The sequence below is a fragment of the Rathayibacter sp. Leaf185 genome (genome assembly GCF_001423885.1).
Classification (GTDB): domain Bacteria; phylum Actinomycetota; class Actinomycetes; order Actinomycetales; family Microbacteriaceae; genus Rathayibacter.
Genome location: NZ_LMPP01000001.1, coordinates 812221 through 825125, shown reverse-complemented (window position 1 = coordinate 825125; position 12905 = coordinate 812221). Strand labels below are relative to the sequence as shown.

The following is a 12905-nucleotide window of genomic DNA, read 5'->3' as shown; positions in this document are numbered from 1 at the left end:
CTCAGCGGCTCCCCGGCGCGCTGCCCGCCGTCGGAGTGGTGGCGGTGTCGACCGGCGCCGTCAGCGAGACGACGTAGCCCGAGGCCGCATCGCCGCTCATCGCGGCGAGCTGCAGGGCGCCTCCGTCGTCGCCGAAGACGTTGTCGGAGTCGAGGGTGACCTGCGCGAGGTTCCTCGCCGAGCCGCTGTAGGCGTCGAGGGCGTAGACCGCCTCGCACGCCTCCTGCGACAGCGCGACCTGCGAGGTCGCGATCGCGTTCGACGCATCGGTGATCGAGTCGATGCCCGGGTAGACCTCGAAGTGGATGTGCGGCCAGCGCCCCGAGTAGCACGCCGGGAACACCGACGTGAAGGTCACCGTGCCGTTCGCGTCGGCGACCTGCACTCCGCGGAGGTAGGTCTCGTCCTCGATGCCGCTGGAGTACATGGAGTAGTTCCCGCCCGCGTCGCAGTGCCAGACGTAGACGGCGGCACCGGCGAAGGGCACGCCGCCGTTCGCCAGGTCGAGGATCGTGAGGCCGAGCGTCATCGGGACGCCGTCGGCCGACGTCGCACTGTCGATGCTCGAGCGGATGTCGCTGCGGACGATCCCCGAGTTCTCGAGCACGTCGACCCCGTTCGAGCCGTCGCCCGGATAGGGGCCCGCGGTCTCGTCGGGGATCTCGGCGCCGGCGGTGGCGGCGACCGAAGCCGAAGCCGAAGCCGTCGGTGAGGCCGTCGCCGTCGCGGAGGCGATGGCGCTCGTCCCGCCCGCCGTGGAGCAGGCGGCCAACCCGACCGAGGCCGCGCCGACTCCGATCAGCGAGAGCACGCGGCGCCGGCTGAACAGGGTGCCGACATCGAAGAGCAGGCCCTGGTCGACCACCTCGTCGTCGGGGCGGTCCAGGCGGCGGCCCTCGTAGGAGAGTCCGTCCGGGGTGCGCTGGGGCTCGGGAATGCGGGTCATCGTGGGGTGCTCCTCGTCGCTCGTGGTGTCCGTCGAGGTCGACCCTGACCGGTGGGGCTGTGCGGCTCCGATGCGCCCCCTATGACAGGGATCTCACTCACGGATCTCGCTCGTGGACCTCACTGTCGGACCCGGTCGGTATGGTGGCGCCTGCCCCGGGCGCTCCGCCCGACCCGCCCGCATCGAGGGAGACCACCGTGACCCAGGGACGCCTCCGCGTCGTCGCCGCCACCCCGATCAGCGACGAGCTGATCGCCCGCGTGGTCGAGCTCGAGCCGCGGATCGACTTCATCGCCGACCAGAGCCTCCTCGCCCCGATGCGCCACCCCGGCGACCACCAGGGCGACCCGGCCTTCGAGCGCACTCCCGAGCAGCAGGCCGCGTTCGAGGCGCTGATCGACTCGGCCGACGTGCTCTACGGGGTGCCCGACGAGACTCCGTCGGCGCTCGCCCGCGCCGTCGCGGCCAACCCGGGCCTGCGCTGGGTGCAGACGATGCCCGCCGGCGGCGGCGCTCAGGTCAAGGCGGCGGAGCTCGACTCCGAGCAGCTCGAGCGCGTCGCGTTCTCGACCTCGGCCGGTGTGCACGCGGCTCCGCTGGCCGAGTTCTCGATCTTCGGACTCCTCGCCGGCGCCAAGTCCCTGCCCCGGCTGCAGTCGCTCCAGCGCGATCGTGTCTGGGGCTCGCGCTGGACGATGGGGCTGCTCTCGCAGCAGACGATCCTCGTCGTCGGCCTCGGCAGCATCGGCCGCGAGACCGCGCGCCTGCTCGCGCAGTTCGGCGCCCGCGTGATCGGCACGAGCCGCCACGAGACCTCGGTCGAGCACGTCGACGAGGTCGTCGTGCCCTCGGCGATCGCCGACGTGGCCGGACGCATCGACGGAGTCGTGGTGACCCTGCCCGGGACCAGCGCGACCGAGAAGCTGGTCGGCTCCGACTTCTTCGCGGCCCTCAAGCCGGGTGCGACGCTCGTCAGCGTCGGCCGCGGCACTGTGATCGACGAGGAGGCGATGATCGCCGCGCTCGAGGACGGACGTGTCGGCTTCGCCGCGCTCGACGTGGTGGCCGAGGAGCCGCTCGAGCGCGAGAGCCCGCTCTGGACGCATCCGCACGTGCTGATCAGCCCCCACACCGCCGCCCTCAACTCGGCCGAGGACCGCCTGATCGCCGAGCTCTTCGCCCGCAACGCCACCCGGTTCCTCGACGGGGAGCCGTTGATCAACCGCGTCGACACCGTCGAGTTCTACTGACGGGAGGCCCCAATACGCCCCCGGAGGCCGGTTTCTGCGGTAAGAGGGCTCCGGACGGCCTACCGTTGCAGTATGGCGACCACCGATACACCTTCTTCCGCCCCCGAGAGCGATACCGCTCCGGTGGCTGCAACCACTCCCGAGGCCGATTCCGCCCCCTCGCAGACCTTCTCCGACCTCGGCCTGAGCGACCCCGTGCTCAAGGCGCTCAAGGAGGTCGGCTACGAGATCCCCTCGGCGATCCAGGCCGCGACGATCCCGTCCCTGCTCTCCGGCCGTGACGTCCTCGGCGTCGCGCAGACCGGAACCGGCAAGACGGCCGCGTTCGCGCTGCCGATCCTGTCGCGCCTCGACCTCTCGCAGAAGACCCCGCAGGCGCTCGTCCTCGCGCCCACGCGCGAGCTCGCGCTGCAGGTCTGCGAGGCGTTCGAGCGCTACGCGTCCGGCCTCCGCGGCGTCCACGTGCTCCCCGTCTACGGCGGCCAGGGCTACGGCACGCAGCTCTCCGCTCTGCGGCGCGGCGTCCACGTCGTCGTCGGCACGCCCGGCCGCATCATGGACCACCTCGAGAAGGGCACGCTCGACCTCTCGCAGCTGAAGTTCCTGGTGCTCGACGAGGCCGACGAGATGCTCAAGATGGGCTTCGCGGAGGACGTCGAGACGATCCTCGCCGACACCCCGATCGAGAAGCAGATCGCCCTCTTCTCGGCGACGATGCCGGCGCAGATCCGCCGCATCTCGGGCAAGTACCTCAAGGAGCCCGAGGAGATCACGGTCAAGAACAAGACCACGACCTCCGTCAACACCACGCAGCGCTACCTGATGGTGTCGTACCCGCAGAAGGTCGACGCCCTCACCCGCATCCTCGAGGTCGAGAACTTCGAGGGCATGATCGTGTTCGTCCGCACCAAGAGCGAGACGGAGTCGCTGGCCGAGAAGCTGCGCGCCCGCGGCTACACCGCCGCCGCGATCAGCGGAGACGTGCAGCAGGCCCAGCGCGAGCGCACGGTCGAGCAGCTGAAGTCGGGCAAGCTCGACATCCTCGTGGCGACGGATGTGGCCGCCCGCGGCCTCGACGTCGAGCGGATCAGCCACGTCGTCAACTACGACATCCCGATCGACACAGAGTCGTACGTGCACCGCATCGGCCGCACGGGCCGTGCCGGGCGCAGCGGAGCGGCGATCAGCTTCGTCACGCCGCGCGAGCGCCGCCTCCTCGTCGCGATCGAGAAGGCGACCCGCCAGCCCCTCACCGAGATGCGGATGCCGAGCGTCGAGGACGTCAACGTCACCCGCCTCTCGCGCTTCGACGACGCGATCACGGAGGCGCTCGCCGACCGTGAGCGGCTCGAGCGGTTCCGCGAGATCATCGGCCACTACGTCGAGCACCACGACGTGGTCGAGTCGGACGTCGCCGCCGCACTGGCGATCGTCGCGCAGGGCGAGGAGCCGCTGCTGCTCTCGGCCGACGATCCCCGCTTCGCCCGCCGCGAGCGCGAGGAGCGCAGCGACAGCCGCTCGGACCGCGGCGACGACCGGGGCGAGCGCCCCGAGCGCCGTCAGCGCTCGTCGAACAGCAACCTGGCGTCGTACCGGATCGAGGTCGGCCGCCGTCAGCGCGTCGAGCCCCGCCAGATCGTGGGCGCGCTCGCGAACGAGGGCGGCCTCAACCGCGGCGACTTCGGGCACATCGACATCCGCCCGGACTTCTCGATCGTCGAGCTGCCCGCCGACCTCTCGCAGGACGTGCTGGACCGGCTCGCCGACACCCGCATCAGCGGCCAGCTGATCGAGCTCAAGCCCGACCGCCGTCCGAGCCGCGCCGGCTCCGACCGCGGCGGCCGCCCCTCCGGCCCGTCGCGCTCGATGGACCGCCCGGAGCGCAAGCCTCGCTACTGACCACTCCCACGAGATGCCACTTGAGTACGCCCGCCTCGGCGTGTTGCGTACTCAAGTGGCATCTCGCGTTCGGGCCAGGGGTCAGCGGCGCAGCACGCGGCGGGCCAGCACGTTGCCGAGCAGCTGCACGACCTGCACGATCACGATGATGACGAGCACGGCCGCCCACGTCACCACGGGCTCGAACTGCCGGTAGCCGTACTGGATCGCGAAGGTGCCGAGGCCGCCGCCTCCGATCGACCCCGCGACGGCCGACATGTCGACGATCGCCACGAACACGAAGGTGTAGCCGAGGATCAGCGGCCCGAGCGCCTCGGGCAGCAGCACGGTGCGCACGATCCGGAGGCGGCTCGCGCCGACCGAGCGCGCGGCCTCGATCACGCCGGGGCCGACCGTCAGCAGATTCTGCTCGACGATCCGACCGATACCGAAGGCCGCGGCCAGCGACAGCGTGAACACGATCGCGTCGGTGCCGATGCCCTTGCCCACCACGAGGCGTGCGAGGGGCTGCGCCGCGGCGATGAAGATGATGAACGGGATCGGCCGGAACACGTTCACGATCACGTTCAGCAGGCCGTGCACGAACCGGTTCGCGAAGAGCGCCCCGCCGCGGGTGAGTGCCAGCCCGAGCCCGATCGCGAGCCCGCCGATCCCACCGAAGAGGAGGCTGAGCGCGACGATGTAGAGCGTCTGACCGGTCGCTTCGCCGAGCTTGGGCAGCAGGGGGATCAGTGCGTCCATCGGGGCACCTCCGTGAGGGTGATGCGGCCGCCGAGGCGGGCCAGCAGAGGGTCGACGGTGTCGTCGGGGGCGTCGAGGGCGACGGTGAGATGGCCGAAGGCGCGACCGCGGACGTCGGTGATGCCTCCGTAGACGAGCTCGAGCGGCACGCCGGCGCGCGCGATCTCGGCGAAGACGTCGCCCTGCGAGGCGGAGTCGTCCGAGAACGACAGGGTGACCAGCCGGCCGCGGTGGCGCTCGCGCAGCACCGCCGCCTCCGCCGCGGACGGTATCGAGCGGACGACCGTCGAGACGAACCGCTGCGTCACGGGCTGTTGCGGCGCCGAGAACACGTCGAAGACGGGGCCGCGCTCGACGACGCGCCCCGCCTCCATCACGGCGACCTTCGTCGCGAGCTGCTGCACCACGTCCATCTCGTGCGTGATCACGACGATGGTGACGCCGAGCTCCTCGTTGATGCGGCGTAGGAGCGCCAGGACCTCGCCCGTGGTGTCCGGGTCGAGGGCGCTGGTGGCCTCGTCGGCGAGGAGGATGCGCGGCGCGGCGGCGAGCGCGCGGGCGATGCCGACGCGCTGCTTCTGGCCGCCCGAGAGCTGCTCCGGGTGGCTGCGCGCCTTCTCCGACAGGCCGACGAAGCTCAGCATCTCGTCGACCCGCGCGCGCAGCTCGGCGCGCGGGGTGCCGGCGACCTGCAGCGGGTAGGCGACGTTCTGCCACACGGTCTTCGAGCCGAACAGATTGAACTGCTGGAAGATCATGCCGATCCCGAGGCGCAGCCGACGCAGCTCGCGCTCGGGGAGCCCGACGATCTCGCGCCCGTCGATCTCGATGCTCCCGCTCGTCGCGGGCTCGAGAGCGTTGACGAGGCGCGCGAGCGTGCTCTTACCGGCGCCGGAGTAGCCGATGACCCCGTAGACGTCGCCGGCCTCGATGTCGAGACTGACGCCGTCCACGGCGACGGCGCTCGCGCCCCCGCGCGACGTCGGAGGATAGGTCTTGCTCACGTCGGTGAGCCTGATGAGCGTCACTGCGCTGCTCTCCTGGCCGCTCGGCGCTCAGCCGGCCTGCGCCGCGGTGTCCTTCTCGACGGTCTCGAGCGTCGACTGCAGCTCGTCGGCGGGGGTCTTCACGAAGATCGCGGTGCCGCCGGAGTTCTCGGAGACGCCGTCGAGCACTGCCTGCGTGTTCTGGTAGATCTCGACGAGCTTCGTGTAGGTCGCGTTGTCGGCGTCCTCGGAACGCGCCGCGAACACGTTGACGTAGGGGATCGCGTTGGGGTCGCTCGGGTCGTCCTCGGCGATGGCATCGGTGGCGGCGAGACCGGCGCCCTCGAGGTAGTCGTTGTTGACGATCGCGGCGGCCACGTCGGGCAGCGACGTCGCGGTCAGTGCGGCATCGAGGGCTGTGACCTCGACCTCGGACTTCGCGGTGTCGACATCGTCGATGCTCGAGAAGATACTGCCGCCGTCCTTCAGCTCGATCAGTCCGGCCGACTGGAGCACGAGGAGCCCGCGCGCCTGGTTGCTCTCGTCGTCGGGCACGGCGACCGTGGCGCCCTCGGGGATGTCGTCGACGCTGTCGTACTGCGTCGAGTAGAGGCCGAGCGGGTAGATCGCCGTCGCGCCGATCGGCACGAGGTCGGCGTCGGCCGAGGTGTTGTACTGCGACAGGTAGACCAGGTGCTGGAACTGGTTGAGGTCGATCTCGCCCTCGGACAGTGCCGGGTTGGGCTGGTTGTAGTCGGTGAAGTCGACGATCTCGACGTCGATGCCGGCGTCCTCCGCGGCCTTCTCGTAGGTGGCCCAGTACGGGTCGCTCGCGCCGACGACGCCGATGCGGACGGTGTCGTCGTCGCCCGCTGCGGCGGACGAGCAGCCGGCGAGGAGGAGGGCTGAGGCGGTGATGGCGGTGGTCGCGAGGAGGGTGCTGCGCAGGGACATGCTGTGGTGGATCCTTCCGTGGAGAGGATCCGTGCGTCGCCCGGGCGGTACTCGGTCACCGCCGGCGCTGCGACCGGCCTCCGGTCGCACGACGCCGCGACTGCGCGGATCCCGGAGGCCACGCTACGCACGCGCCCGACGGTGCACGAAACGTGCCCGTAACACGGCGTCTCGGACGCTCAGCCTGCGAGCGACTGCACCTCGGCGGCCTCGTGGCGGGCCAGCTTCGTCGCGATCGCGTCGCGCTCGGCGCGGAGCGAGGCGATCGTCGGCGGGTCGAGCCTCGGGTCGGCGATGTCGGCGAGGGGACTCGCCGTGCCGGTGCGGGCCGAGACGAGTGCCGAGTACGCCTTCGCCGCGCTGCGCAGATCGGCGGCGGCGCGCTCGACCTTCCGCTGGCTCGACTCCTTGTCGGTGACGAGGGAGGCGTGCTTGTCGAGTGCTACTACCAGCGCGCGGTGAGCCGCGTCAATCTTCTTGCTCATAGGCGCATTATGTCGCATGCTCGCCTCAGCAGGCGAGATCCCGAAAGGGGCCAGCGGGCGGCTCGCACCCCGGCCGGACTCCGGTGCGCGCGACGACGACGGGTCGGGAGCAGCGCCAGGTCGCCCAGAGCGTCGTAGCCGGCCTTCGTGCCGCGAAGAACCGCCCCTGCTCCTGCGCGTGACTCGTCCGGTCGAGGGTGTCGCCGATTCAGCGTCAGCCGAATGCGGACGACCCCCTCTCATCCGACCGTCGGCGGGGTGCTGAGCGGAAACCGAAGCAACTCGACGTCTGCGGAATTCGTGACGGAGACGGTCGTATCGTCGGCGATGGTGACGCCGTCTATCGACTCCCCGTCGGGAACCGTCGCGCTTCCCATCCATTGCCACCCTCGATAGACGGCGACCATATTGCATCCGCTTCCGGTCGACGACGAGGTCTGTCCTGTGTGCACCTGCCAGAGGGCGCCCTCGACCTCGAGTTGGTCCGACCCGCACGAGTACGTGACCTTCGAGAAGATGTCTCCTTTGACCGACCAGGGGTACGCCGTCGTGGTCAACTTCGAGTACGAGACCTGTTCGGCCGCATTCCACTGAGCGCTGCTGGCGGGGATCAGCCACAGTGCGGCCGCCGCCAGTGCGGTGAAGCCGAACACGATGGACGCTGCTCGCAACGACCAGGGCCGCAGAAGAAGGAAAGCGGCCACGACCAGCAGGATGATGGCGCATCCCATCATCCAGTCCGACAGGAAGTAGTCGCCGTCTCCGCGCACCCGCGTGTCGAAGAGCAGGCCGTTCGTTCGGAAGAACGTGTCGCGAGCGGGCCACCGCCCGATCAGCCATGGTACGACGACCGTGATGCAGGCGATGATCGAGCCGACGATCACGAGCGCGTCGCTCGTCCGGCGGACGGCGGCTTTCGCTCGCGCGGCGGCGATCTTCTGCTCCAGTGTCATGGAGGCGCTCAATGGGAGAGGAAGCGATCGAGCTCGTCCGCCTTCCGGCCGAGGTACGACTTCAGGTCGTCGGCCTTGCGCGAGAAGGTCGAGATCTGGCCGAGGAGGCCTTCGAGATCGCGGTCGAACTGTCGTCGGCGATCGTCGTTCCAGTGGGCACTCTTCACGGTCGACCGCACCGACGCGAGTGACTTGTCGATGTCGTTCTGGCATCGGGTGAGCGCGGCGCGCACGTCGCGGAGAGACTGGGGGTCGGCGTCTACGTGGGGCATGGTCATCCTTCTCATGGTGTTCCCTGGGCGGAGCGTCGTCGGGCCGACGACGGTGTCACAGTTCTCGAAGCGCGCGAGCCAGTGCCTCGTCGGCTCGTGCGATGGTCTCGATCAGCGTCCGATCGGCGATCTGCAACGGTGAGAGTTGCCGGTCGTCGAGTCGCTGATAGACGATGTCGCGCCACTGCATGCGGGCGCGAGACTCCGCCTGCACTCTGAACGACTCATTGCGCCGCATCTCATCGAGCGCCGGCCCCAGATCAGCCACCGTCGTTCACCCGCGCGGGTATCGAGTCCAGGCCCATCCTTCGGGCGACCCAGATCCGGTGGTACCCGTTCTTCACCTCGAACGAACCGGACACCCCGTCGAGCTTGATCGCGTCCCCGTCCAGGAAACCCGAATAGGTGTCCGAATAGGAGCGGGTCCCCATCCGCCCCTCGGCCGCATCGCGGGCACGGAGATCGTCGATGGTTCCGCCTGCTGCAACGGTGGGGACGACGACATCGACGAAAGCGTTGAGCGCCCATTCCAGATCCTGAGGCGAGTAGCCCTTGCCGAAATCCTGGCCGCCGACGATCCGTGAATCGGAGTCGTCGATGTCGCTCAGCGCCACCATCCGCACTCCATTGGGGAGCGAGGGGGAGGCGAGTGTGGAGGACGTGGATGGCGTGGAGTCAGCGGCAGGTCCGGACCCGCCTGAGGCGTAGTGAGCTTGCAGGTACACCTCGAGGTCCGAATGCGTCGATCTCAGCACCCCGAGCGCTGAGGCGACGATCTGCTCGACCGAGCGGGTATGTGTCGTCACAGCGCGTTCGGCTTCGCCGAGGATCGCCTCGACCGTGCTCTGCACCCGGAGCGCCCCCTCGAGCGCTTGTTCCGCCCGGACGACGTTCTCGCGGGCGTGGGCCCGCGCCGCTCGGTCCTCCTCGTCGAGGCTCCGGAGGTCGTCGTAGGCGTCGTCGGAGTTGCGCCGCCGATGATCGACGACCTCCTGCACGTGCTGTCGAACGGACCGCGCGGCTCCTCGAAAGGTGTCGGCCGCGCCGCCGACTCGCGACTCGTAGCTGCGGAGATCCTTGGCGAGGTCGACGACCCCGTCGACTGAGACGTCAGCCGACGGTGTCACGCTGCTGCACGATCTGTGAGGCGAGCCAGTCGGCGCCGGGGAACTCCAGGCGCCGCAGGACCGTGGTGGTCGCACGGTCGAAGTCGTCCAGGAGCGTCTCCCCGCGCTTCAAGCTCGACGCGCGATCCGAGTCGGTGAGGCGGCGCGAGTCGTCGGCGCTCATGACACCGACCAGCTTGACGGTGAATTCACGGAGGGAATCCGAGGTGAGTCGCCGCGCGATCGACGCCGGACGGTCGGCCCACGCGATGGTGAAGACTCCGAACTCCGGCCCCTCGACGAGGAGACGCTCGAGCTTGGCGGAGGCGGAGCCCGGCTCGTTCGAGTAGCTGTCGGAGGAGAAGTCGCGGGCTCGGTGCAGACCGGCGAGCATGAGCACGCGAGGCTCGGCTGTGTAGTTCTGCGAAGCCTTGCGCCCGTCGATCTCGGTCAGCAGCTCGTCGAGCACGGTGATGAGTGCCCGATACCGGACCACACGGACGCCGGCGAGTTCGAGCTGATCGCGGGCCGCCTCACCGTTCGCGTCGAACACTCCGAAGTCGACGAGGGTCGTGTCGACGAGTGCGAGACGGAGATCGGCGGCTGAGATCAGCAGCTGGTGAAGACCCAGCTCGTCGACGATCAGCAGATTGCGTCCGGGCGCCCGGTCGAGAACGGCCCAGACCACCGGCTCCAGCGACATCGGCGCGCCGACCGGAATGAGGAGCGCATCCGACTTGCTGCTGCGGCCGAGGTGATCCCGCTGCACTTGGTCGACGGAGTACGCGCCGCGCCCGTCGAAGACGATCGGGGCCTGCGTCAGGCCCAGCGCGTCAGCTTTCTCGCGCACCTCCGTCAAGCGCTCGGCCCGGTACTCCGGGGCCCAGAAGGCAGTCTGGAACCGGTTGTTCGCTTCGCGCAGGCCTGCCTTGGCGTTCAGGATCCCTTCGCCCTGCTTGGTCAGCAGCTGCGCGTCGGGATTGCCCTCGCCGAGCAGGATCCGGGAATCCTCTTCGGAGGATGCGAGCACCAGCCGATAGAAGATCTGACCGGCGAGGCTGCGGAAGCCGGAGCCGACAGTAGCGATCGATTGAGAGCCGAGAATGGAGTGGACGCCGAAGGCACGGCCCTCCTTGATGATGCGCTCCAGTAAGCGCTCCGCTTCAGCGCGCAGCGCGTCGTCCCTCTCGAAGAGCTTGTGGAATTCGTCGATCACGAGCAGGATCCGTGGCAGCTTCGTCCCACCGAGTCTGCGCATCTGCGTCAGATTCGAGGTCGCTGCGCCGGTCGCGTTGAAGAGCTCCCCCCGGCGGGCGATCTCGGTGTCGAGGGCGCGGAGGATGCTGATGGCGAATTCACGATTGCTCTCCACCGCGACGGCCTTCGCATGGGGAAGACGGTGGTCGGCGTACTGCTTGAACTCGACGCCCTCCTTGAGGTCGATCAGGTACAACTCCAGCTCGTCGGGGCCGTACTGCAACACGAGATCCATGATGATCGCGTGCAACAGGTAGGACTTGCCGGAGCCCGTTCGCCCTCCGATCAGCGCGCTCGACTCCATCTGCGAGTTGAAGTGGATCTGCGCTATGCCGGACGCGCCCATGCGCCCGATGCGGGCGACGAGGGCGTCTTCGCTGGACCCGCGCCACCAGGTGCTCGGTCGGTCGGGCTGAGCGAGATCCGTCGAGAAGGCGACGCCGCGGCGCTGCGCCTGAAGTTCGTGCTTAGCCGCGAGATCGGCTACTCGCGCCGGATCGACCTGTGTCGTCCCGGTCTCCGAGAGTCCGCGGAGAACGGAGGAGAAGACGAGTTCGCGATCGGCCGCCGACGGAGCGCCGTTCCCGACGAACTCCCAACCGAGGTGCAGATCAGTGAAATGGCCAGAGGTGGGCGCCGTTTCCGGGGCCCCGAAGACGGAGGTCGAGTTCAGGTCGAGAAGGGACTCCAGCGTCGGCTGCTCGCCCGAGCTGCGAACGAGGAAGAAGACACCGGCGCGACGGCCGGCACCCACCAGCTTCTCGAGTCGGTTCAGGCTCTCCCCGTCCCACGAGTTGCCATCGCGCGTGAACATGGCGGGGAAGTCGTACAGGAGTACCGCCCGGTACGGCTCGGCCACCTCGCCGGCCGCGACGTTGTACTCGGTGAGGCTCGAGTGCTGGCCCTGCAAGTACTTCTGGGTCACGAAGGTGACGTGCTTCTCCAACTCGATCAGGAGCTTGCTCGACTGCTCGGCGGTGGTCCAGACGGCGTCTCCGAGCACCTTGTCGCCGGCGTCGTTCAGACCGTAGAGGAACTTCAGCGATTCGCCGAGTCCGACGGGATCGACGGCGTCCACGCGGAGCATTCCAGCGGGGAGCGTTGCGAGCAGCTGGATCACCGCGCTCTCGATGAGCGCCGGGGATTCGGTGACGAATCCGCCGGTGGTGTCGAAGTCGACGGCGACGGGGAATTCGAGGTTCAGCCGATCCGCTCGCAGCGAGATCCGCCGACTCACACTGGCGCCTCCCTCGCCCTTGCCGCGTGTGTAACCGTCGAACCGGAATTCCTGCAACTGCACGCGACCCGGCTGAACGACCGGAATCGGAACGGTGGAGCTGCTCGGAACCCGACCGTTCCACGACGCATGGTGGTCGCGGGGCCGCATGCTCACGTACGGCGCGTTGTCCCGCTGAATCTCGTCCGCCACGGGGCTCCAGGCGGTCGCAACGCGCTGCAGCCAACCATCGAATGCGCGTTGAGCGATGCCGTTGAGGTCGTTCTGGTAGTCGGTGGCGATGCGGTGGCGCAGATCTGCGAAGTGGGAGAGGACGCGTTCGGCTTTGTCCGTGAAGAGCTTGCGGTCTTCGAGCTTGGACACATTGAAGAACGGGATGCGCGTGCTCAGCGCCTGGCCGGTGAGCCCGTGTACATCGTGCAGCCAATCGTGGATCGACATTCCGCTGCGGTTCGAGAGCGAGAGCGACTGTGGTCTGATCTCGCGCGGCAGGAGGGCGCCGAGCAGAGCGTCTCTCGCACTGGTCACCGTCTTGATCGTCTCGGCGTACTTCGCGTCCGCGGTCGCTTCCTCGGCGAGCGGCTCGATCCATTCGGCGCCCAGCCCCTCGATCATCCGGCGCGCGGCGGCCAGTGACTCGTTCTGGATCTTCTTCGCATGTATCCGGTAAGTCGTCGGGAACGACAGAGTCGTCTCGGACGGACGCGCGTCGACATCGGTTGCATTCGGCACGGTGATCCTTCGCGGTCGTGGACACGGTGTCCGCATGCTAGCGGATGTGCGCCACTCGCCGTCGTAGCAATTACGGGCCCATCGACC

The 12905-nt window shown here is 68.9% G+C and carries 12 protein-coding genes; 2 read left to right on the top strand and 10 right to left on the bottom strand.

Features of this window, described 5'->3' with window-relative positions; translation table 11 throughout:
• Position 1 precedes the first annotated feature (1 nt).
• Entirely contained in the window at positions 2 to 946 is a 945-nt protein-coding gene (locus tag ASG06_RS04055; RefSeq protein ID WP_056038855.1) for an intradiol ring-cleavage dioxygenase, read from the bottom strand.
• A gap of 197 nt (positions 947 to 1143) precedes the next feature.
• On the opposite strand from ASG06_RS04055, the gene ASG06_RS04050 reads away from it, so the two are divergent.
• Both ASG06_RS04050 and ASG06_RS04045 read left to right on the top strand, forming a co-directional pair.
• Positions 1144 to 2196, top strand: a complete 1053-nt coding sequence (locus ASG06_RS04050) for a D-2-hydroxyacid dehydrogenase (RefSeq protein ID WP_056038851.1) — start codon at positions 1144 to 1146, stop codon at positions 2194 to 2196.
• Between the two features lie 72 nt (positions 2197 to 2268).
• Positions 2269 to 4095 (top strand): DEAD/DEAH box helicase, encoded by a 1827-nt coding sequence (locus tag ASG06_RS04045; protein ID WP_056038848.1) that lies wholly within the window; start codon positions 2269 to 2271, stop codon positions 4093 to 4095.
• An 81-nt stretch (positions 4096 to 4176) separates the two neighbouring features.
• Here the strand turns inward: ASG06_RS04045 and ASG06_RS04040 are convergent, their stop codons facing one another.
• From ASG06_RS04040 to ASG06_RS03995, 9 genes are all read right to left on the bottom strand, one after another.
• Positions 4177 to 4836, bottom strand: a complete 660-nt coding sequence (locus tag ASG06_RS04040) for a methionine ABC transporter permease (RefSeq protein ID WP_056038844.1) — start codon at positions 4834 to 4836, stop codon at positions 4177 to 4179.
• Positions 4824 to 5864, bottom strand: a complete 1041-nt coding sequence (locus tag ASG06_RS04035; protein ID WP_056038840.1) for a methionine ABC transporter ATP-binding protein — start codon at positions 5862 to 5864, stop codon at positions 4824 to 4826. Before ASG06_RS04035 ends, ASG06_RS04040 begins: the two co-directional genes overlap by 13 nt.
• Positions 5865 to 5891: 27 nt before the next feature.
• Entirely contained in the window at positions 5892 to 6776 is an 885-nt protein-coding gene (locus ASG06_RS04030) for a MetQ/NlpA family ABC transporter substrate-binding protein (protein WP_056038838.1), read from the bottom strand.
• Positions 6777 to 6955: 179 nt separating this feature from the next.
• Entirely contained in the window at positions 6956 to 7261 is a 306-nt protein-coding gene (locus ASG06_RS04025; protein ID WP_056038835.1) for a hypothetical protein, read from the bottom strand.
• A gap of 239 nt (positions 7262 to 7500) precedes the next feature.
• Positions 7501 to 8214 carry a hypothetical protein gene (locus ASG06_RS04020; RefSeq protein WP_056038833.1) on the bottom strand — a complete coding sequence of 238 codons (714 nt, stop codon included), beginning with the start codon at positions 8212 to 8214 and terminating at the stop codon, positions 7501 to 7503.
• A gap of 8 nt (positions 8215 to 8222) precedes the next feature.
• Positions 8223 to 8486, bottom strand: coding sequence for a hypothetical protein (locus tag ASG06_RS04015; RefSeq protein WP_056038831.1), 264 nt, complete (start codon positions 8484 to 8486; stop codon positions 8223 to 8225).
• A gap of 55 nt (positions 8487 to 8541) precedes the next feature.
• Positions 8542 to 8754: a hypothetical protein gene (locus tag ASG06_RS04010; protein ID WP_056038827.1), complete on the bottom strand. Its 213-nt coding sequence runs from the start codon at positions 8752 to 8754 to the stop codon at positions 8542 to 8544.
• On the bottom strand, positions 8747 to 9484 hold the full coding sequence (locus tag ASG06_RS19820) for a hypothetical protein (protein WP_156465850.1): 738 nt from the start codon (positions 9482 to 9484) through the stop codon (positions 8747 to 8749). The genes ASG06_RS04010 and ASG06_RS19820 overlap by 8 nt, the downstream gene beginning before the upstream one ends.
• A gap of 112 nt (positions 9485 to 9596) precedes the next feature.
• Complete coding sequence (locus tag ASG06_RS03995) at positions 9597 to 12818, bottom strand: FtsK/SpoIIIE domain-containing protein (protein WP_162238995.1); 3222 nt, start codon at positions 12816 to 12818, stop codon at positions 9597 to 9599.
• Positions 12819 to 12905: the final 87 nt, after the last annotated feature.

Coding starts and splice junctions, on each gene's coding strand:
- ASG06_RS04020 (WP_056038833.1), bottom strand. CDS start 8,214: ATGACACTGGAGCAGAAGATCGCCGCCGCGCGAGCGAAAGCCGCCGTC.
- ASG06_RS04045 (WP_056038848.1), top strand. CDS start 2,269: ATGGCGACCACCGATACACCTTCTTCCGCCCCCGAGAGCGATACCGCT.
- ASG06_RS04055 (WP_056038855.1), bottom strand. CDS start 946: ATGACCCGCATTCCCGAGCCCCAGCGCACCCCGGACGGACTCTCCTAC.
- ASG06_RS04030 (WP_056038838.1), bottom strand. CDS start 6,776: ATGTCCCTGCGCAGCACCCTCCTCGCGACCACCGCCATCACCGCCTCA.
- ASG06_RS04025 (WP_056038835.1), bottom strand. CDS start 7,261: ATGAGCAAGAAGATTGACGCGGCTCACCGCGCGCTGGTAGTAGCACTC.
- ASG06_RS04015 (WP_056038831.1), bottom strand. CDS start 8,486: ATGCCCCACGTAGACGCCGACCCCCAGTCTCTCCGCGACGTGCGCGCC.
- ASG06_RS04040 (WP_056038844.1), bottom strand. CDS start 4,836: ATGGACGCACTGATCCCCCTGCTGCCCAAGCTCGGCGAAGCGACCGGT.